Genomic DNA, 19,807 nt, shown 5'->3' with positions numbered 1-19,807 from the left:
CCCCCGGTCGCGTCCCCGCTGGAGGGCACACCGCAAGCACCGCAACGAAAAAAGCCCCGGCGGGAACCGGGGCTTTTTCGGACTGGACTGAAAGCCGGTCAGACGATCAGGGCGCCAGCCCCCCAAGCAGACCGGTGAGCAAATCCGGCAGGCTGCCGCCCGCCTCCAACAAACACTCGAACGGCAGGGTCGGACTCAGACCACCGGCCCCCGCCTCCGGACACAGCTGGCTGGTGATCGGGTCGCCGCCCTCGTCACCACCGCCCAGGCCGCCGCCCAGCAGATCCTGCAACTGCTCCAGATTGCCGCCCGCCTCCACCAGGCAGTCGATGGGCGTGGTCGGGCCCACGCCGGCTTCCACCGTGGTCGGGCAGATCTGGCTCAGCCCATCGCCGAGGCCGGGGATCTCCGGCACCCCGCCGTCACCGCCCGGCGCGCCGGGCAGATTGCCCAGGGCCTCGGTGAAACAGGCCGCCGGATCCAGGGAGTCGGCGCCGGAAGCCACCGGGCACAGGGCATCGGTAAGCGGGTTGCCACCGCCCAGGCCACCCAGCAGGTCCTCCAACTGGCCAAAGTTGCCGCCGGCTTCCATCAGGCATTCCAGCGGCGTGGTCGGACCCGCCTCGCCCGCGCTGGCGTTCGGGCAAATCTGGCTTAAACCGTCGCCGAGGCCGGGAATCTCCGGCACCCCGCCGTCACCGCCCGGCGCGCCGGGCAGATTGCCCAGGGCCTCGGTGAGGCAGGCCGCCGGGTCCAGCTGATCGGCGCCGGACGCCGCCGGGCACAGGGCGTCGGTGAGCGGGTTGCTGCCGCCCAGGCCGCCCAGCAGGTCCTGCAGGCCATCCAGGTTGCCACCGGCCTCGGTGAGGCAATCCACCGGCGTGGTGGGGCCGATCTCGCCGTCGGCGGTGGCCGGGCAAATCTGGCCGAGCAGCTGGTCGGCACCGGGAATCTCCGGCGTGCCGCCGCCGTCGCCACCGGGCAGCGGCAAGGCGCCGGGCAGGCCTTCCAGGGCCTCCATGAAGCAGGCCGCCGGGTCCGGTTGGCCGCCTTCGGAGGCCGCCGGGCAGAGCTGGCCGGTGAGCGGGTTGCCGCCCTCGCCGCCCAGGGCGCTGAGCAGGTCTTCCAGGCCGCCGAAGCCGCTGCCCAGTTCGGACAGACACTCGATCGGGGTGGTCGGGCCCAACTCGCCGGCCGCCGCGCTCGGACAGATCTGCTCAAGCAACATGCCGGTGCCGGGAATCTGCGGCTCGCCGCCGCCCCCGCCGGAGGGCAGATTGGCCAGGGCTTCGCTGAAGCAGGCCGCCGGATCCAGGGAGTCGCCGCCGGACGCCACCGGGCACAGGGCGTCGGTAAGCGGGTTACCGCCACCCAGGCCGCCGAGCAGGTCGGTCAGGCCTCCCAGGTTGCCGCCGGCTTCGGTGAGGCAGTCCACCGGGGTGGTCGGGCCGATTTCGCCTTCCAGGGTGTCCGGGCAGATGGCGGACAGGGCGTCGGTGAATTCACTGGGCAGCTCCGGGGTGTCACCGCCGTCGCCACCGCCGGGCAGACCGGGCAGACCGGGCAGGCCCGGCAAATCGCCCAGGCCCGGCAGGGATGGCATGCCGCCGCCGGACAGCGCTTCCTCGAAGCACACCACCGGGTCCACCCGGCCGGTGCTGTCCTCCACCGGACACACCGCGCCGGTGACCGGATTGGGGTTGGTGATCATGTCCATGATGGTGATGTACACCCGGGTGGTCTCGCTCAGGCAGTTGATCGCCATTTCCGGGCCCATCTCGCTCTGGGACGCCTCCGGGCAGATCTGCTCGGCGCCGCCGATGGGCGAGCCGTCGCCACCGCCGCCGGGCAGACTGGGCAGGCCGTCGCCACCCAGGGAGCCGGCCACTTCGGAGAAACAGGTGGCCGGGTCGAACTCATCCGCCGCCGCTGCCTGCGGGCACAATTGATCGGTGAGCGGGTTGTCGCCGCCCACCAGTTCCTGGATATCGCCCAGGTTGGTGGCGGATTCCTGCAGACAGGCCACCGGGAAGCTGAGCGGGCCGTCGGTGATGAAGCCCTGCGGGTCGGCGAAGGCCGCTTCGAAGGCCGCCGGATCGAACAGGCCGGCGGGGTCGAAGGATTGCGCCGCCACCGGGCAGAAACGCGCCACCACGCCGTCCAGGCCGGGCACGCCGCCACCCTCGCCGTCCTCGGCTTCCCGCAAGCAGGCCGCCGGGTCCAGTTCGGCGCCGGGCGCCTGGCCGTTGGTGGTGTCCGGGCAGAACTCGTTGGTGAATTCATTGGTCTGGTCCACCACCGCCGCCATTTCCTGGGGCAGTTCGCGGGTGGACGGGGTGGGCGTGTTGGCGCCGTCGCTGCCCCCGCCACCGCCGCCACCGCCACCACAGGCGGTGAGCATCAGCGCCAACAGGCCGCCGCCGAGCAAAGGCTTGAGTTTGATATCCAAGGTCTACCCCTCCCTTTATTTTAGTGATTCTCGGTATTTCCCGACTATGGGAGGGAAGCGTTCGCGCGATGTAGACACAGGCCGTTGCGGCTGTGTAAGGAAGCGTAGCGGGGGTAATCGTACGGTTAGCGCGCGGCCCGGGCCGGACACCTTTGTTTACCGGGAGGGCGTTTTTTGGGACGTTGGTTCAAAACCCCTAGCGAGGCACCGGGGTCATGTTGTCCAGCACGCGCAGGAACACCGACGGCTCCGGCCGCACGCGGTAGTTGTCGGCCAGGTCCACATAGCGGATCTCGCCCCGGGCGTCGGTGATCAGCACCGTGGGCAACACCGTGTCCGGGCCGTAGCCGAACAGTTCCAGGCCCAGGGGGGTGCCGCCCCGGTCCAGGATGTCCAGGGCGGCGGCGGCACGCAGGTCGTCGTCCAGCCACCATTCCAGCTCCAGCCCCAGGCGCCGGGCCAGCCGCTCGGTGCGCTTGCCGGGCTGGGCGCTGATCAGCACGATGCGCGCGCCGCGCCGTTCCAGCTGGGGCCGGCGGCGGGCCAGCTCACGCACCTGGGCCATGCAGATCGGGCACCAGTTACCGCGAAAGAACAGCAACACCGCCGGCCGGCCGTGCAGATCACCGCTGCTGCGCAGCCGCCCCCGCAAGTCACGGAAACTGAGCGGCGGCAGCAGCCGCCCCGGCTGGGGGCCGCGCGCCGGGTCACGCTGCATGGGGCTGTACCAGAACAGGTAGGCGCACATCCCGAGCAGGCCCAGCGCCGTGTACAACCAGGCCAGCGGGCGCGGGTCGCCCAGGGCCAGGGTGCCGAGCAGGGTCACGGCGGCGCCCAGCCAGGCGCACAGGGTCACGGCGGGCAGATGCGGGCTGGTGCGTGCCGGGCCGCGCCCGAGCAGCCAGGCGAGCAGCGCCAGGATCGGCGCGTTGACCAGCACCACCCCCAGCCACAGCCAGTGGCCGTCGGGCCACCAGCGGCCCAGGGCGTGCAGGCAGATGAGCAGGGCGGCAACCGGGTACAAGGCGATGAACAACGCCTTCAAGCGTGTCATGAATCCCCCGTGGACGCGTTTGTTCTTTCTTCTATGGCGCCGAACCCTAAGTGGTCAGGCGGGGCCGAACAAGACACAATAGCCGGACCCCGACGACTCCACGACGAACCGCCGCCCGCGGGCGGCCCGGTAAGGAGGGTTATGAGCCTCGACTCCGCCTCATTGCGCGACCGCTGGCGCCACATTATTTTCGGCACCGACACGCCGGCCGGGCGCTATTTCGATCAGTTGCTGATCATCGCCATCATCGCCAGCGTGATCGCCGTGATGCTGGACAGCGTGCAGTCCATCCACCAGGAATACGGCGTCATTCTGTACGCGGCGGAGTGGTTCTTCACCCTGCTGTTCACCTTTGAGTACGTGATCCGCCTGTGGGTCAGCGACCGGCCCGTGCGCTACGCGCGCAGTTTTTACGGCGTGGTGGATCTGGTATCGGTGATCCCCACCTACCTGAGCCTGCTGTTCCCGGGCGCCAACTACCTGCTCACCATTCGCGCCCTGCGGGTGCTGCGGGTGTTCCGGGTGCTCAAGCTGGCGCAGCTCATGGACGAGGCCAACCAGCTCGGCAGCACCCTGGTGCGCACCCGCCGCAAGATCGGCGTGTTCATGTTCGCGGTGACCGTGGTGATCATCATCTTCGGCAGCCTGATGTACGTGGTGGAAGGGCCCGCCAACGGCTTCACCAGCATTCCGCGCAGTATCTACTGGGCCATCGTCACCATCACCACGGTGGGCTACGGCGACATTTCCCCGCAGACCCCGTTTGGCCAGGCGGTGGCCTCCATGGCGATGATCACCGGCTACGCCATCATCGCCGTGCCCACCGGCATCGTCAGCGCCGAGATGTCCAAGGCGCACATGGTGCGCCGCTACGAGCGCGAGTGCCCCGGCTGCCATCGCCACGACCACGACCCGGACGCGCGCTACTGCAAGCAGTGCGGCACCGGGCTGCCGAAACCCGGCGAGACGCCCTCTAGGCCAGAAACGCCTTGAGCTCGGGAATGCAGGAGCCGCAATTGGTGCCCGCCCGGCAACAGCGGCCCAGGGCGGCGACACTGTCGGCGCCCCCGGCCACCGCCTCGCGCAAGGTGGCCTCGCGCACCTGGTAGCAGGTGCAGATCACCGCGCCGCGATCGGCGCCCCCCTGACCGCCGTCGCCGAGCAGCAGCCGTGCCCGGCCGGCGACGTCCAGCGGCTCCCGGAAGGCCCCGGCCAGCCAGTCAACGTCCACCGCCGGTGGCGTCGGTGCCAGGGCCAGCCAGGCCACCAGCCGGCCCTCGCCGTCCAGTCCGGCACGGCGGTAGTGACCGGCGGCGGGATCATCCAGGGTCAGCCACTGCGCCGCCGCCGGCAGCCAATCCTGGAACCGCGCCGGCTCCACCGGGGCGCCCCCCGCCAGTACATAACGGTCCAGGGCCATCTCCCGGTCCAGGGGAATCCGCGCCCAATAGTCCACCGCCGGCGGCGCGCCGGCGCCCAGCATCACGCCGTGCCACGCCGGTCGCCAGGGCGCCACGGCCACCGGGGTGTGCTTGAAGGCCGGCTGGCCGGACACCGGATCGGTGTGCGCCGGCACCAGGGCATCCACCCGGGCGCGGCCACTGAAACAATCGCTCCAGTGCATGGGCATGAACAGTTGGTCCTCGCCCAGCCCCCGGTCCAGGCGCACCCGCGCCAGGGCCTCGCCGACGTCGCCGCGCACCCGCGCGAAACCGCCCTCCTCCAGCCCTTCCCGGGCGGCCCGGCGCGGATGCATGTCCACGAAGGGTTCGTCCCGGTGGCTGAACAACGCCGGTGCCCGGCCGGTGCGGGTCATGGTGTGCCACTGATCACGCAGGCGGCCGCTGTTCAGCAGCAGGGGCCGGCGGTGGTTGGTGTCCGGCGCCGGCGGCGGCGCGCAGGCGACGAACCGGGCGCGGCCGTCGGCGGTACTGAAACGGCCGTCGCCAAAGCAGCGCGCGCCACCGTCCAAAGGCCAGGCCCGTGGCGCCCAGCGTTGGTACTGGTGATCGGACAGGTCGCCGGCGGCGCTCAGGTCCAGTTGCTTGCCGAAGCGACGGGCCAGGCCGGTCATGGACGCGTATTCGCGGAAGATGTCCGCCGGGCCGGCGTAGTCGAAGGCGGCGCCGTACCCGAGCCGCTCCGCCACCCGGCACAGCGCCCACCAGTCCGGGCGCGCCTCGCCGGGCGCCGGCAGGAAGGCGGGCTGGCGACTGATGCAGCGCTCCGAGTTGGTCACGGTGCCGTCCTTCTCCCCCCAGCCCAGGGCCGGCAGGGCGATGTCGGCGCAGGCCAGGGTGTCGGTGTCGGCCATGCAGTCGGACACCACCACGGTGTCGCAGGCCTCCAGGGCGGCGCGCACCCGGTCCGCCTCCGGCATGGAATCCACCGGGTTGGTGGCGAGAATCCAGATCGCCTTGACGCGCCCGTCCGCCACCGCCTGGAACAGGTCCACCGCCATCAGCCCGGGTTCGGCGGGCAGGGCCGGGGCGTCCCAGAAATCCGCCACCGCCGCCCGGTGGGCGGCGTCCTCCAGATCCAGATGCACCGCCAGCTGGTTGGCCAGGCCGCCCACTTCCCGGCCGCCCATGGCGTTGGGCTGGCCCGTGATCGAGAAGGGCCCGGCGCCGGGCCGCCCTACCCGGCCGGTGCCCAGGTGGGCGTTGATGATGGCGTTGCCCTGGTCGGTGCCGTTGCGGGCCTGGTTGATGCCCTGGGAAAACAGGGTCACGGTGCGCGGCGTCCGCGCGAACCATTGATAGAAAGTGTCCAGGTCCGCCGCCGGCAGCCCCAGCCGCCGCGCCAGGCCCGCCAACGGTTGGTCCCCGGCGGCGTCCAGGGCGGCCTGGAAATCCCGGGTATGGGCGTCGATGTAGTCCCGGTCCAGGGCGTCGTGATCATGCAGCCAGCGCAGCAGGCCATTGAACAGGGCCACGTCCTGGCCGGGCCGGATCGCCAGATGCAGGTCCGCCAGGTCGCAGGTGGCGGTGCGGCGCGGGTCGATCACCACCACCTTCATGGCCGGCCGGCGCTTCTTGGCGGCGGCCAGCCGCTGGTACACGATGGGGTGGGCCCAGGCGGTGTTGGAGCCGGTAAGCACCACCAAGTCCGCCAGCTCCAGGTCCTGATAGCAGCCGGGCACCACGTCCTCGCCAAAGGCGCGCTTGTGGGCGGCCACCGCGCTGCTCATGCACAGCCGGGAATTGGTGTCGATGTTGGCGCCGCCCAGGAACCCCTTCATCAGCTTATTGGCGACGTAGTAGTCCTCGGTGAGCAACTGGCCGGAGACGTAGAAGGCCACCGCCTCGGGGCCGTGGTCCTCGATCACGCGGCGGAAGCGGCCGGCCACTTCGTCCAGGGCCCGGTCCCAGCTCACCCGCCGGTCGCCGATGCGCGGATGTAGCAGCCGGCCCTGTTCGCCCAGGGTGTCCAGCACGCTGCTGCCCTTGACGCACAGCCGCCCGGCGTTGGCCGGGTGATCGCCGTCGCCACGCAGACGGGCACCATCGGTGAGCATGCCGCAGCCCACCCCGCAGTAGGGGCAGGTGGTTTTCGTGATCGGTTGGGCGCCCGGATTCATGCGGCGGCCTCCTCGGCGGCGGCCGGTCGCGACGGCGCGCAGGCCGCCTCGCCGAACGGCAGCTTGAGGCGCAGGGCGGACAGGTCCCGCCCCTCCCGCCACAGGGTTTCGTAGAAGGGGCCGTCGGCCACGTCGCCGTACAGCACCAGCCCCACCAGGCGGTGGTCGCGCAGCACCAGACGCCGGTAGCCTCCCGCCGGATCGTCCAGGGTGATCACCTGATCGCCCTCGCCGCCCAGGAAATCGCCGGCGGACAGCAGATCGATGCCGCCGATCTTGAGGCGGGTGGCGGCGCCCTCGAAGTGATAGCGCTCCAGGCCCTGCTCCGCCAGGTGGCCGGCGCACACCCGCGCCTGGTGGTAGAGCGGCGCCACCAGGCCGAAGGTGCGGCCACGGTGTTCCACGCACTCCCCCACCGCGTAGACACGCGGATCGAAGGTTTGCAGGGTGTCGTCCACGCGCACCCCGTGGCGGCCCAGGGCCAGGCCGCACTGGCGCGCCAGCGCCACCCGGGGTTCGATGCCCACCGCCTGGATCACCGCGTCCGCCGGCAAGCGCCGGCCGTCGTCCAGCCGCACCGCCGTCACCGCGCCCCGGCCGTCGCTTTCCAGGGCCGCCGGCCGGTGGTTCAGCACGAAGCGCAGCCCCCGGGCCTCCAGGTCCGCGCGCAGGCGGGCGCCGGCGGAGGCATCGAGTTGCTGGTTAAGGGGATGGCCGTGGCCGTGCACCAGGGTCACCCGGTGGCCCCGGCGCAGCAACGCCTCGGCGGCTTCCAGCCCCAGGAAACCGCCGCCCACCACCACCAGGGCGCGGGGGGCGAGCCCCTGCAGCCGGCGGGTGTCCGCCAGGTCCCGGAAGCTGAGCACGCCATCCAGGTCGGCGCCGGGCAGCGCCAGCCGCCGCGGTGCCGCGCCGGTGGCCAGCACCAGGCGGTCGTAGGCGAGCCGATGCCCGGCGCCGGTGCGCACCTGGCGACGACGCCGGTCGATGGCGGTCACCGGGGTGCCGCTGATCAGGCGGATGCCGTGGCGCCGGTACCAGGCCGCCGGATGGGTGACGATGGCGTCCTCGCCGGTGGCGCCGGCCAGCAGCGGCGACAGCATGACGCGGTTGTAGCCGGCGCCGGGCTCGTCGCCCACCACGGTGATCCGGTAGCGGCGCGGTGCCCGGGCCAGCAGTTCCTCGAGCAGACGGCGGGCGGCCATGCCGTTGCCCACCACCACCAGGCGCCTGGCCGTCATGGCGAAGGCTCGACCAGAAGTTCCACCTGGCCTTGCGACACCCGCACCGGGTAAACGCTCAGTCGCACGCCCTCGTCTTCCAGGCACTGGCCGGTGTCCAGGCAGAAATGCTGTTTGTAGATTGGCGAGGCCACCACCCGCCGCCCCTGCAGCGACCCCAGCAGGCCCCGGGCCAACACATTGGCGTGGCTGAAGGGGTCGTGGTTGTCCAGGGCGAACAGGCGGTCATCCCGGGTGCGGAACAGGGCCGCCTGGCGGTGGTCCGGCAGGCGCACGCCGACGCCGGTTTCCGGCTCGATGTCGTCCAGGCGGCACACCGCCCGCCATTGCTCGTTCATCATGCGTCCTCCAGCACCGGGATGCGTTCGTGGGGATAGGCCGGGCGGCGCTGCTCGCGCTCGCGCACATAGACCAGGTCGTCGTCGCCTTCGTCGTTGACGAAGTGGCGGAAACGCTTGAGCTTTTCCGGGTCCGCCAGGGTGGCGCGCCACTCGCACTGGTAGGTTTCGACGATGTGCGCCATCTGCGCGTCCAGCTCCTCGCCCAGGCCCAGGCTGTCCTCCAGGATCACCGCCTTGAGGTAATCCAGGCCGCCTTCCAGGTTTTCCCGCCAGGCGGCGGTGCGCTGCAGGCGGTCGGCGGTGCGGATGTAGAACATCAGGAAGCGGTCGATGGCGCGGATCAGCTGGTCGTCGTCCAGGTCCGCGGCGAACAGCTCCGCGTGGCGCGGGCGCATGCCGCCGTTGCCGCACACGTACAGGTTCCAGCCCTTCTCGGTGGCGATCACGCCCACGTCCTTGCTTTGCGCCTCGGCGCATTCCCGGGTGCAGCCGCTCACCGCCATCTTGATCTTGTGCGGGCCGCGCAGCCCCCGGTAACGCTCCTCCAGGCGGATCGACATGGCCACCGAGTCCTGCACGCCATAGCGGCACCAGGTGGAGCCGACGCAGGACTTCACCGTGCGCATGGCCTTGCCATAGGCGTGGCCGGATTCGAAACCGGCGTCGATCAATTCCCGCCAGATCGCTGGCAACTGGTCCACCCGGGCGCCGAACAGGTCCACCCGCTGGCCGCCGGTAATCTTGGTATAGAGGTCGTACTTGCGCGCCACCTCACCGATCACGATCAGCTTGTCCGGGGTGATCTCGCCACCGGGCACCCGGGGCACCACGGAATAGGTGCCGTCGCGCTGCATGTTGGCCATGAAGTAGTCATTGGTGTCCTGCAGGCCGGCCAGGGCCGGGTCGAGTACGTGCTCGTTCCAGCAGGACGCCAAAATCGAGGCCACCGTGGGCTTGCAGACATCACAGCCATGGCCGCTGCCGTGGCGCGCCAACAGTTCCTCGAAGGTGCGGATGCCGTCCACCCGCACCAGGTGGTAAAGCTCCTGGCGGGAATGAGCGAAGTGTTCGCAGACGTGGTTGTTGACCGCCACGCCGCGCTTCTCCAGTTCCGTGTCCAGCACCTGCTTGACCAGAGCCGCGCACCCGCCGCAGGTGGCGGAGGCGCGGGTTTCCGCCTTGAGCTCGCCGACACTGTGGCAGCCGGCGTCGATGGCGGCGCATAGGTCGCCCTTGGAAACGTTGTTGCACGAGCAGATCTGCGCCGTGTCCGGCAGGGCATCGGCGCCCAGGGCCGGCGCCTCGCCGGCGGCCGGGGCCACCAGGGCGGCGGCGTCGCCGGGCAGATCCATATCATTGAGGCACAGCTGCAGCAGGGTGCCGTAATCGGCGGCGTCGCCCACCAGCACCGCGCCCAGCAGTTTCTTGCCACATTCGCTGACCACCGCCTTCTTGTAGACGCCGGCGGCCTGGTCCATGAACACCGTGCTGCGGGCACCGGGGGTGGCGCCGTGGGCATCGCCGATGGAGGCCACGTCCACGCCCATGAGCTTCAGCTTGGTGCTCATGTCGGCGCCCCGGAAGGCGGCTTCCCGGTCGCCGTCCAGATGGGCGGCGGCGGCCTCGGCCATCTGGTAGCCCGGCGCCACCAGGCCGAACACCCGGTTGTCCCACAGGGCCACCTCGCCGATGGCGTAGATGTCCGGGTCGCTGGTCAGGCAGTGGTCGTCGATCATCACGCCACCGCGCTCGCCCAGGCTCAGACCGCACTCCCGGGCCAGGGTGTCCTGGGGCCGAATGCCGGCGGAAAACACGATCAGGTCGGTTTCCAGGTGGCGGTCATCGCCGAAGTCCATGCGGTGGCGGTGGTCCTGGCCATCGACGATGGCCCGGGTGCCGGTGCCGGTGTGCACGGTGACGCCCAGATCCTGGATCTTGTCGCGCAGCAGGCCGCCGCCGGCGTCGTCCACCTGCACCGCCATCAGGCGCGGCGCGAACTCCACCACATGGGTTTCCAGTCCCAGATCGTGGAGCGCCTTGGCCGCCTCCAGGCCGAGCAGACCGCCGCCCACCACGGCGCCCACCCGGGCGCCCTCGCCGCCGGCGATGATGGCGTCCAGATCCTCGATGGTGCGATAGACGAAACAGTGGTCCCGGTCGTTGCCGTCGATGGGCGGCACGAACGGGTAGGAGCCGGTGGCCAGCACCAGCTTGTCGTAGTGCAGGGTTTCGCCGCTGTCGGTGCGCACGGTGCGCGCCTGGCGGTCGATGTGCTCGGCGCGGGTGCCCAGCTTCAGCTCGATGCCGTGCTCCTCCAGGAAACCATCCGGCAGCAGGGACAGGGCCGCCGCGTCCCGGTCGGCGAAGTAGCGGGTCAGCCCCACCCGGTCGTAGGCCGGGCGCGGTTCCTCGCCCAATACCGTGATCCGATAACGGCGCCCGGTGTCCCGGGCCGTCAAGGCTTCCAGAAAACGCTGGCCCACCATGCCGTGGCCAATCAGCAGAACCTTTTGCTCGTTCATGGGTTGCACCCCTGTCGCGAATCGTTCTCCGCCTTACAAGCAAGGGGCATACCAGACCCACAAACCCTTGTTTTTATTGAACTAAGGCCCTCCTTGAGCGGGCATTCAACGCGGCCGCCTGCCTCCTCGTCGGGCAAGAGTGCACAACTTGAAGGCACGTTTTCGTGCACTCCAAACGGGCACATTTTGAACCCCGATCGCGCACCGGAACCGGCCAAGGCGCCCCCGGCACGGACATTTCTTCAAGGTTTTCAAGCATCTGGCGCCATGGCACGGGCCTTGCTGCCGGTTCGCCCCAGGTATTCACACGCAGGGGAGCAACCATGAGTTCGACCGGTTTGAATCCATTGGCTTTTTCACAATCACGCATCCGGCTTTTGCATCTGTCCTGGCTGGCCTTCTTCATCACCTTCATGGTGTGGTTCGCCCACGCCCCGATGATGAGCACCATCCGCGAGGCGTTTTCGCTCACCGACGAGCAGGTCAAGGCGCTGCTGATTCTCAACGTGGCGCTGACCATCCCCGCCCGGGTGGTGATCGGTTCCCTGGTGGACCGCTTCGGCCCGCGCCGGGTGTTCGGCGTGCTGCTGATCCTGGCGGCGGTGCCGTGCTGGCTGTTCGCCTTCGCGCAAACCTACCAGCAACTGGCGATCACCCGGCTGGCGCTGGGTTTCGTGGGCGCCGGCTTCGTGGTCGGCATCCGTCTGATCGGCGAATGGTTCCCGGCCCGGGAAGTGGGCCTGGCGGAGGGCATGTACGGCGGCTGGGGCAACTTCGGTTCGGCGGCGGCGTCCATGAGCCTGCCCACGGTGGCGGTGCTGTTCGGCGGCGACGACGGCTGGCGCTGGGCCATCGCCAGCACCGGCCTGGTCGCCCTGCTCTACGGCCTGGTGTTTTTGTGGCGCGCCCGGGATACCCCCAAGGGCAGCGCCTACTTCAAGCCCAAGCGCACCGGCGCCCTGGAGGTGACCAGCCGCCGCGACCTGATTTTCTACCTGGCCATGAGCGTGCCGCTCTACGGGGCCCTGCTGGTGATCCTGTGGCGTCTCGGCCCAGGCAACCTGAACCTGTTCGGCGCCGGCGCCCAACTGGCCATGGGCACGGTGGTGCTGGCGCTGGCGCTGGCGCAACTGTGGCAGGCCTGGCGGGTGAACCGGGAGCGGCTCGCCGAGGGCGTGGCGGAACGGGACCGTTACGCCTTCAAGCAGGTGGCGATCCTGGATCTGGCCTACATGGTTACCTTCGGCTCGGAGCTAGCGGTGGTGTCCATGCTGCCGCTGTTCTTCACCGACACCTTCGGCCTGGAGCCGGTGACCGCCGGCCTGCTCGCCGCCGGATACGCGTTCATGAACCTGGTGGCGCGACCCGGCGGCGGCTGGCTGTCCGACCGCTTCGGCCGCAAGAAGGCGCTGGCGCTGCTGATCGCCGGCCTGGTGGTGGGCTACTTCGTGCTCAGCCGGGTCAACGAAGGCTGGCCGCTGGTTCTCGCCGTGCTGGCCACCATGGGCTGCTCGTTCTTCGTGCAGGCCGGGGAAGGCGCGGTGTTCGCCACCGTGCCGCTGATCAAGCGTCGCCTCACCGGCCAGATCGCCGGCATGGTGGGCGCCTACGGCAACGCCGGGGCGGTACTGTTTCTCACCGTGCTCACCTTCGTGGACGCCAGCACCTTCTTTCTGGTGATCGCCGGCGCCGCCCTGGTGACCCTGCTGGCGGTGCGCTTCCTGGAGGAACCCCACGGCCACATCGCCGAGGTGGACGACCAGGGCCGCGTGCAGCTTATCGAGGTGGGCTGATGACCGCCCTGCGCGTGCGCGCCGGCCAGGCCAGCCACGCCGGCCCCCGCCCGCACAACGCCGACGCCGTGGCCCTGCGGGTGCCCGGCGACGACCCGGCGGCGCTGCGCACCAAGGGCGTGGCGGCGGCCCTGGCGGATGGTCTGTCCAGCGCCGCCGCCGGCCGCGAGGCGGCGGAGTCCTGCGTGCTCGGCTTTCTCAACGACTACTACGCCACGCCCTCGCTGTGGAGCGTGCCACGATCCGCCCAGCGGGTGCTGGAAGCCCTCAACCGCTGGTTGTACCGCCAGACCCGGGCCGGCGACGCCCATCTGTGCACGCTCTCCGTGCTGGTGCTGCGCGGCGGCCGCGCCCATCTGTTCCAGGTGGGCGATTCGCGCATCTGGCGGCTGCGCGAGGGTCGCCTGGAATGCCTGACCCGGGACCACCAGCGGCCCCTGGGCGGCACCCGGGTGCTGACCCGGGCCATGGGCGCTGACCCGCGCCTGGAGGTGGACTACGTGAGCACCGGGCTGCTCGCCGGCGACCGCTTCCTGCTCACCAGCGACGGGCTCCACGACGCCCTCGCCACGGAGGAGCTGGCGCAGGGCATGGTTGGCCCGGAGGCCCCCGCCCTGCTGGCCGAGCGGTTGATCGAAGCGGGCCGGCGCCTGGGCGCCCGAGACAACCTGAGCTGCCAGCTGCTGTGCGTGGACAGCCCGGGGTCGGCGGACCTGAATGATCGCCGCGCCGCCCTGGACGAACGACCGCTGCCGCCACCGCTGCGCCCGGGCATGGAACTGGACGGCCTCACCGTGGAGCGGGAACTGCACGCCAGCCCGCGCAGCCAGCTTTACCGGGTGCGCGATGGCGACGGCCGGACCGGGGTGATCAAGGCGCCGTCGGTGAACCTGGAGGACGACGCCGAGGCGCTGCAGCGTTTCGCCCTGGAGGGCTGGCTGCTGGCGCGCTTGCGCGGGCCCCATTTCCCGCGCCCGCTGACGCCACCCCGGCCGCCCAGCTGCCAGTACCTCTACCTGGAGTACATCGACGGCGTGACCCTGGACCAATGGGCCCGGGAGCACCCGGACGCGCCGGTGGAGGAACGGCTGTATCTGGCCGATCAGTTGCTCAACGGGCTGCGCGCCCTGCACCGCGCCGATGTGCTCCACGACGATTTGAAGCCGGACAATCTGATGGTGGACCGCCACGGCGTGGTGAAACTGATCGACCTGGGCAACGCCCACCCCCGCGGCGGCGACCGGCCCGGTTCCACCCACCCCCAGGGCACGCGGCCCTACACGGCGCCGGAGCGGGCGCGGGGCGAGGCGCCCTCGGAACGGGCGGATCAGTTCGCGGCGGCGGCGGTGATCCATGAAATGCTCACCGGCATCCTGCCCTGGCGGGGCCATTACCGGCGCGCCGCCGGCCGGCCGCTGCCGCCCATGACCCGGCTCAATCCGTTCGTGCCCGAAGGGGTGGAGCGGGCCCTGGCCCGGGCCCTGTCGGCGCGCCCGGAGGACCGTTTCCATGACGTGGCGGAACTGCGCGCGGCGCTGCGCCGGCCGGGCCCGGTGCCCCGGGCCGCCGGCGGCGATCCGGAGGCGCGGATTCGTTTGTGGCGGGGTATCAGCGTGGTGCTGCTGGTGTTGCTGCTGACCGTGCTGGCCGTGAAGTAGGCCCTACAGGCGGCCCAGCTCGAAATCCACGCCGCCGGAGGAGACCACCAGAACGGTGGCGCCGTCGCGCTCTTCCTGGCGCGCCCAGTCCACCAGTTGGTAGAAAACATTGCGGGCGATCAGGGCTTCCAGGTTGTCGCGCACGTGCACATAGGGAGACGGCTCACCGCTGTCCGGGTCGGTCTCCACCCGCAGCGGGTGTTTTTCGCCGGCCACCACATGGCCGTCCACGTTGGTGGTGAATACCAGTTTGTCCGGGCCGTCACCGCCGACCCGCTCCACCCCGGTGGCCACGAAGGGCACGTCGTCCACCTGGATGCGCAGCTTCTCCACCGGCGTGATCAGAAAGTAGTCGTCGCCCTCGCGCAGCAGGATGGTGGAGAACAGCTTCACCATGCGATGGCGTTCGATGGGCGAGCCCTGGTAGTACCAGGTGCCGTCCCGGGCGATGCGCATGTCGATGTCGTCGTGGCGCTCCGGGTTCCATTTGTGCACCGGCGGCAGGCCCTGTTCGTCCTGCTCGGCTTTTTCCAGCAGCGCCAGTAATTCCTCGGCTTTGCTCATGGGCTCCTTCCGTTCGGATTATTTGCCGCGCTGGCCCTTGTTGCCCATGCGGATACCGATTTCCACCAGGAAGTCGAGGAAATCCGGCTTGTCGTCGATCAGTCGCTGATAGAACGGCGACTGCATCAAGGCCACGGCACCGTGGGCCAGCGCCCAGGCGGCGCAGATGTGGTACATGGGCGGCACGTCCTCCAGGGACCCTTCCTGGATACGCGCCTCGACGATGTGCGTGAGCTGGGAAAAATTGGCTTCGCGCAGACGGTGCAGCTTGTCCACCAGGTCGGGCACGGCGTGATCCTTGATCACCTTGTTCTCGAGCCGGTCGAACAGCTGGTAGCGGGCCGGGTCGCCGATGCGGAAGCGGAAGTATTCCCGGGCCAGGGCTTCCTTGTCGCTGCTGTCGGAAATGCTGTCGAAGACCTCGGCCAGATCCTCCTCGTAGCGCAGCATCAGCAGCAGGTAAATTTCGTTCTTGGTTTCGAAATGCTTGTAGATGGTGCCTTTGCCGATACCGACCCGGTCGGCGATCATTTCCACCGTGACCCGGTCTTCCCCCTGCTCCAGAAACAGCGCCAGGGCGGCGTCGAGGATTTCCTGCTCGCGTTGGCGGAATTCCCGCGCCTTGCGCGTCGCTTTTTCCAGATCACCCATCGACTTCTCCTCAATCCGCCGCCCTCGTGGCGACTGCGTTTACCCTACCACAAGCCGGGACGCTGCACGCCCCCGCCCGGCTCGCTACAATCCCCCGGAGACGGCCGCCGAGCCGCTCCCCATTCGGGCTGGATCATACTCAAGGAGCCTCCCATGGTCGATCTCAAAGCGGAATTTCCCCTGCGCGACGACGTGCTCTATCTCAACCACGCGGCGGTGGCCCCATGGCCGCGCCGTACCCGCGACGCGGTCGTCGCCTTCGCCGACCAGAACATCCATCTCGGCGCCCGGGATTATCCCCAATGGCTGGCGGTGGAAGCGCGCCTGCGCGAGCGCCTGGGCTGGTTGATCAACGCCGACCCGGCGGACGTGGCGCTGCTCAAGAACACCTCCGAGGGCCTGTCGGTGATCGCCGAGGGCTTGGACTGGCGCCCCGGCGACCGGGTGGTGATCAGCGACCAGGAATTCCCATCCAACCGGATTCCCTGGCAGGCCCTGGCGGACCGGGGCGTGGACGTAGTGGAAGTGGACGTGAGCGGCGAAGGCGCCGAGCAGCGGGTGATCGACGCCATCGGCGAAGGCACCCGGCTGGTGTCGCTGTCGTCGGTGCAGTACGGCGGCGGCATCCGTCTGGATCTGGCGCCCATCGGCCGCGCCTGCCGGGAGCGCGGCGTGCTGTTCTGCGTGGACGCCATTCAAAGTCTGGGGGCGGTGGCCTTCGACGCCGCCGCCTGCTGCGCGGATTTCGTGGTCGCCGACGGCCACAAATGGATGCTCGGGCCGGAAGGCCTGGCGCTGTTTTACGCCCGCCCGGCGGCCCGCGAACAGCTCACCGTGCACCAGTACGGCTGGCACATGATCGAGGCCGCCGGCGACTACACCCGCAAGGACTGGCGGGTGGCCGAGGGCGCCACCCGTTTCGAATGCGGCAGCCCCAACATGCTCGCCACCCATGCCCTGGACGCTTCCCTGTCGCTGTTCCAGGAACTGGGCATGGACACCGTGCAAGCGGCGCTGCGGGAACGGGTGACCTGGCTGTACGACACCCTGGCGGCGCGCGGCGCCGAGCTGCTGAGCCCGGCGGACCCGTCCCGCCGCGCCGGCATCGTCACCTTCCGCCTGAAGGACGAGGCGCCGGCGGACACCCGTGCCCGGCTGCAGGCCGGCGGCGTGGTGTGCGCGGAGCGCGGTGGCGGCGTGCGGCTGTCACCGCACTTCCATACTGACTATTCGGTCATGGAACGCGCCCTGGCGCTGCTGTAGGATCGCCCCATGAATTCCCAACGGCTTTACCAATGGTTGTGCGAGCGGCTCCAGCGGCAGCCCGACAAAGGCGAGTGGCCGCTCGGTGATCTGGAAAGCCAGCGCGCCCAGCTACAGCCCTGCGACGTGCTGCTGGTGGACGGCGACAGCCCCCTGGACCGGCGCCTGAAAGTGCTCACCGGCGCGCGCTTTTCCCGCGCCCTGCTCTACATCGGCCGTCCCCACGAGGTGGCCGACCCGGCGTTGCGCGCCCTGCTCGCCGACTACCTGCCCTGCGGCCCGGACACCCAGCTGGTGCTGGACGCCAGCCTGGAGCGCGGCCTCTGGGTGCGGGACCTGAGCAACCTGCACGGGCTGCATCTGCGCGTGTGCCGTGCCCAGAACCTGTCCCCGGAGGAGTGCCAGGACGCCCTGCGCTTCGCCATCAGCCGGCTGGGCGCCGGCACCCAGCATGGCTGGAGCACCCTGGCCCTGCTGTGGCTGCTGCCCTGGCGGGCGCTCCCCGGACGGCTGCGCCGGCGCCTGCTGAACCGCTGGGCCAACGATCTGCTGCGCGCCCTCACCGGCACCACCGCCGGCGAGGCGTTCGCCTTCATTCAGTTTCCGGTGCACCCGCTGGTCAAGCAGGCCGATGGCGACAGCGCGCGGCTGGTGCGGCTGCAACCGCGCGTGTTCCACGCCGCCGACTTCGACCATTCGCCCTACTTCGACATCATCAAGACGCCCTATCTGCTCGACGCCGTCCCCGCCGGTTTCGGCGCCGTGCCCTGGAAAGGCAACGCGGGCGCCCTCACTCCCGAGCAACGGCGCCCGCATCTGTCCGTGGTGGACTGACCGGCCGATCAACGGCGGCGCAGTGCGCCCAGCCCCGCCAGCACCACCAGCAGCCAGAGGCCTACCGGACCACCGCCGCCACCGCCACCACCACCGCCGCCGCTCTCGCGCACGGTCTCGCTGCCGGCCCGGGACGGGGTCACGAAGGAGCGGGCGTCGCCGGCCGGGAAGTCGCCGCTGGCACTGCCCGCTTCCATGAACACCCGGCCATCCCCGGAACCGTCCAGCACCAGGGTACGGGTCACGGTCTCGCCCCGGCCCAGGTCGCCCAGGTCGCAGCGCACCGGCTGGGTGGCGGTGCAACCTTCCGGCAGGCTGGTCCAGTCCCAGCCGTCCGGCACCTGGAAGCTGACCCAGGCATTGAAGGCGTCACGGTGGTCGGCACGGTTTTCCACCTCGGCGCTGATGCGTACCTTGCCGTCACGGCGCACCGCGGTGGCGGCCAGCTTCAGATCCGGCTGGTCGGAGAACACCAGATCCAGGCTTTCCTCGTTGGCGGTGTAGTAATCGTGCTCGTCGCTGATCGGCACCACCCGGGCGGAGGCCGCCCCGGTACCGGCGTCGGCGTGGGACAACCACAACCGGTGCTCATCACCGGTGGCGCCGGTGTCCAGGCTTTCAAAACCCAGGCAATCGGTGTGATCCGCGAACGCTGTGCAGTTCAGGTTGTCGGCGTACACCGTCAGCCCGCCGCCGTGGAAAATCCGCACGCCGACCCGGCGCGCCGGGTTGACCAGACTGCGGTTGCTGATGCGGGTGTCCAGGCTCAGGGACTGGCCCGGGCCGGCGTACCGGGCTTCGCCGTGGCTGGCGCTTTCCAGGTCCACCATGGCGCCGCCGGAGGTGCGCTCGATCCAGTCGAGATAGGCACTGACGCGGGTGTAGACCGCCGGCACGCCGGAGGCGCACCGGGCGGTGCCGTAGCTGGTGATGCCCGCCAGCCAGACGCCGCCATCGCGGCGGAATACCAGGGGGCCGCCGCTGTCGCCACGGCAGGTGTCCTGGTCGACCCCGCTCACCGGATTCATTTCCCCGGCGCACAGCTGGCCACTGCCCAGATTGTTCCAGTAACGGCCGCATTCGCTGGGGGTGACGTAATCCAGGGCGGCCTGTTGCAGGGTCGGCGACAGGTTGCTGTCCTCGGTCTTGCCCCAGCCCAGCGCCAGCAGCGCTTCATCCGGATTGCCCCGGCGCAGACGGTTCATTTCCGCGCTCTTGGCGAGATCCAGTGCCTGCATGGCGGAGGGCCGCTCAAGCTCCAGCAAGGCCAGATCGTTGTGATAGATGTCGTCGCGGTAGCCCCGGTGCACATGCACCGCCACCACCGCGATGCGCTCCTCGGGCTCGTCGTGGCGGTTCAGATGGCCCAGGGCAGCGAACAGGGTATCGGCCGCGAAGGTGCCGTTGTCGTCACGCACGCAATGGGCCGCGGTGAGCACCCAGCGAGGCGCCACCAGGGTGCCGCCGCAGCGGGTGGCGCCGTGGGCCGGGTGGCCCGACAGGCTGCGCTCCACCTCCACCATCCAGGACGGTGCCTGGCTCACCGGCTGGCCGCCGATGATGCGCGGCTCCACCTGATCCGCTTTGGTTGAGCCGATGAGCCCCGCAAGGAGGAGAAAGATTAAGAAGATTGAACCGCGCATTTAATTCTACCTAGAAGATATTCGTAGTGCGCGGATAGTAGGTAATGGTCTGTGAATAAACCATTAGCAAAAAAATGAAGAGCTCACCTTTTCATCGTATTTGTGATGAGATTAATGACCATTAAGTGCCATGAATCACAGAATATTACGGAAAAATATGAAACTCATCGCAGTGAAAAACGATGAAATTTGGTGAAGACTACGAAAAATGGGG

Annotated in this window: 14 protein-coding genes; 5 read left to right on the top strand and 9 right to left on the bottom strand. The window is 69.7% G+C overall.

Annotated elements, in window-relative coordinates:
- Positions 1–106 precede the first annotated feature (106 nt).
- Together HMJ39_RS02280 and HMJ39_RS02275 are read right to left on the bottom strand one after the other, a co-directional pair.
- On the bottom strand, positions 107–2,449 hold the full coding sequence (locus HMJ39_RS02280) for a hypothetical protein (RefSeq protein WP_194296129.1): 2,343 nt from the start codon (positions 2,447–2,449) through the stop codon (positions 107–109).
- A gap of 196 nt (positions 2,450–2,645) precedes the next feature.
- Positions 2,646–3,503: a peroxiredoxin family protein gene (locus HMJ39_RS02275; RefSeq protein ID WP_161384395.1), complete on the bottom strand. Its 858-nt coding sequence runs from the start codon at positions 3,501–3,503 to the stop codon at positions 2,646–2,648.
- A 141-nt stretch (positions 3,504–3,644) separates the two neighbouring features.
- On the opposite strand from HMJ39_RS02275, the gene HMJ39_RS02270 reads away from it, so the two are divergent.
- Positions 3,645–4,496 carry an ion transporter gene (locus HMJ39_RS02270; RefSeq protein ID WP_194296128.1) on the top strand — a complete coding sequence of 284 codons (852 nt, stop codon included), beginning with the start codon at positions 3,645–3,647 and terminating at the stop codon, positions 4,494–4,496.
- Here the strand turns inward: HMJ39_RS02270 and HMJ39_RS02265 are convergent.
- The 4 genes from HMJ39_RS02265 to nirB are packed head-to-tail and all read right to left on the bottom strand — an operon-like array spanning position 4,477 to position 11,187.
- Positions 4,477–7,083 (bottom strand): nitrate reductase, encoded by a 2,607-nt coding sequence (locus HMJ39_RS02265; protein ID WP_194296127.1) that lies wholly within the window; start codon positions 7,081–7,083, stop codon positions 4,477–4,479. The two genes, HMJ39_RS02270 and HMJ39_RS02265, sit on opposite strands and share 20 nt — an antisense overlap.
- Positions 7,080–8,324, bottom strand: a complete 1,245-nt coding sequence (locus HMJ39_RS02260) for an NAD(P)/FAD-dependent oxidoreductase (protein WP_194296126.1) — start codon at positions 8,322–8,324, stop codon at positions 7,080–7,082. The genes HMJ39_RS02265 and HMJ39_RS02260 overlap by 4 nt, the downstream gene beginning before the upstream one ends.
- On the bottom strand, positions 8,321–8,665 hold the full coding sequence (gene nirD / locus HMJ39_RS02255) for a nitrite reductase small subunit NirD (RefSeq protein WP_194296125.1): 345 nt from the start codon (positions 8,663–8,665) through the stop codon (positions 8,321–8,323). Before nirD ends, HMJ39_RS02260 begins: the two co-directional genes overlap by 4 nt.
- Positions 8,662–11,187: a nitrite reductase large subunit NirB gene (gene nirB / locus HMJ39_RS02250; protein ID WP_194296124.1), complete on the bottom strand. Its 2,526-nt coding sequence runs from the start codon at positions 11,185–11,187 to the stop codon at positions 8,662–8,664. The genes nirD and nirB overlap by 4 nt, the downstream gene beginning before the upstream one ends.
- A gap of 323 nt (positions 11,188–11,510) precedes the next feature.
- Between nirB and HMJ39_RS02245 the strand changes: the two genes are divergently transcribed.
- Together HMJ39_RS02245 and HMJ39_RS02240 are read left to right on the top strand one after the other, a co-directional pair.
- Positions 11,511–12,980, top strand: coding sequence for a NarK family nitrate/nitrite MFS transporter (locus HMJ39_RS02245; protein WP_161384401.1), 1,470 nt, complete (start codon positions 11,511–11,513; stop codon positions 12,978–12,980).
- Positions 12,980–14,638, top strand: a complete 1,659-nt coding sequence (locus HMJ39_RS02240; protein WP_194296123.1) for a bifunctional protein-serine/threonine kinase/phosphatase — start codon at positions 12,980–12,982, stop codon at positions 14,636–14,638. The genes HMJ39_RS02245 and HMJ39_RS02240 overlap by 1 nt, the downstream gene beginning before the upstream one ends.
- A gap of 3 nt (positions 14,639–14,641) precedes the next feature.
- Here the strand turns inward: HMJ39_RS02240 and HMJ39_RS02235 are convergent, their stop codons facing one another.
- A complete protein-coding gene (locus HMJ39_RS02235; protein WP_194296122.1) occupies positions 14,642–15,202 on the bottom strand; it encodes a DUF1285 domain-containing protein in 561 nt (186 codons plus the stop codon).
- 18 nt (positions 15,203–15,220) lie between these two features.
- Complete coding sequence (locus HMJ39_RS02230; RefSeq protein ID WP_228462105.1) at positions 15,221–15,853, bottom strand: TetR/AcrR family transcriptional regulator; 633 nt, start codon at positions 15,851–15,853, stop codon at positions 15,221–15,223.
- A 153-nt stretch (positions 15,854–16,006) separates the two neighbouring features.
- Between HMJ39_RS02230 and HMJ39_RS02225 the strand changes: the two genes are divergently transcribed.
- Together HMJ39_RS02225 and HMJ39_RS02220 are read left to right on the top strand one after the other, a co-directional pair.
- Positions 16,007–17,116: an aminotransferase class V-fold PLP-dependent enzyme gene (locus HMJ39_RS02225; protein WP_194296121.1), complete on the top strand. Its 1,110-nt coding sequence runs from the start codon at positions 16,007–16,009 to the stop codon at positions 17,114–17,116.
- A gap of 9 nt (positions 17,117–17,125) precedes the next feature.
- Complete coding sequence (locus tag HMJ39_RS02220; protein ID WP_194296120.1) at positions 17,126–17,950, top strand: hypothetical protein; 825 nt, start codon at positions 17,126–17,128, stop codon at positions 17,948–17,950.
- An 8-nt stretch (positions 17,951–17,958) separates the two neighbouring features.
- Here the strand turns inward: HMJ39_RS02220 and HMJ39_RS02215 are convergent, their stop codons facing one another.
- The gene (locus tag HMJ39_RS02215; RefSeq protein WP_194296119.1) at positions 17,959–19,524 is read right to left on the bottom strand and encodes a S1 family peptidase; all 1,566 of its coding nucleotides are present in this window, start codon (positions 19,522–19,524) and stop codon (positions 17,959–17,961) included.
- Positions 19,525–19,807: the final 283 nt, after the last annotated feature.

It is taken from the genome of Alloalcanivorax profundimaris (assembly GCF_015265435.1).
In the GTDB taxonomy this organism is placed as follows: domain Bacteria; phylum Pseudomonadota; class Gammaproteobacteria; order Pseudomonadales; family Alcanivoracaceae; genus Alloalcanivorax; species Alloalcanivorax profundimaris.
Note: the sequence above shows the minus strand (reverse complement) of the source record. Positions and strands in the feature narration are given on the sequence as shown.

Bases quoted from the DNA above. Each gene is read 5' to 3' on its own strand.
- HMJ39_RS02260 (WP_194296126.1), bottom strand. From the start codon at position 8,324: ATGACGGCCAGGCGCCTGGTGGTGGTGGGCAACGGCATGGCCGCCCGC.
- nirD (WP_194296125.1), bottom strand. From the start codon at position 8,665: ATGATGAACGAGCAATGGCGGGCGGTGTGCCGCCTGGACGACATCGAG.
- HMJ39_RS02245 (WP_161384401.1), top strand. From the start codon at position 11,511: ATGAGTTCGACCGGTTTGAATCCATTGGCTTTTTCACAATCACGCATC.
- HMJ39_RS02265 (WP_194296127.1), bottom strand. From the start codon at position 7,083: ATGAATCCGGGCGCCCAACCGATCACGAAAACCACCTGCCCCTACTGC.
- HMJ39_RS02220 (WP_194296120.1), top strand. From the start codon at position 17,126: ATGAATTCCCAACGGCTTTACCAATGGTTGTGCGAGCGGCTCCAGCGG.
- HMJ39_RS02235 (WP_194296122.1), bottom strand. From the start codon at position 15,202: ATGAGCAAAGCCGAGGAATTACTGGCGCTGCTGGAAAAAGCCGAGCAG.
- HMJ39_RS02225 (WP_194296121.1), top strand. From the start codon at position 16,007: ATGGTCGATCTCAAAGCGGAATTTCCCCTGCGCGACGACGTGCTCTAT.
- HMJ39_RS02275 (WP_161384395.1), bottom strand. From the start codon at position 3,503: ATGACACGCTTGAAGGCGTTGTTCATCGCCTTGTACCCGGTTGCCGCC.
- HMJ39_RS02230 (WP_228462105.1), bottom strand. From the start codon at position 15,853: ATGGGTGATCTGGAAAAAGCGACGCGCAAGGCGCGGGAATTCCGCCAA.
- HMJ39_RS02240 (WP_194296123.1), top strand. From the start codon at position 12,980: ATGACCGCCCTGCGCGTGCGCGCCGGCCAGGCCAGCCACGCCGGCCCC.
- nirB (WP_194296124.1), bottom strand. From the start codon at position 11,187: ATGAACGAGCAAAAGGTTCTGCTGATTGGCCACGGCATGGTGGGCCAG.
- HMJ39_RS02270 (WP_194296128.1), top strand. From the start codon at position 3,645: ATGAGCCTCGACTCCGCCTCATTGCGCGACCGCTGGCGCCACATTATT.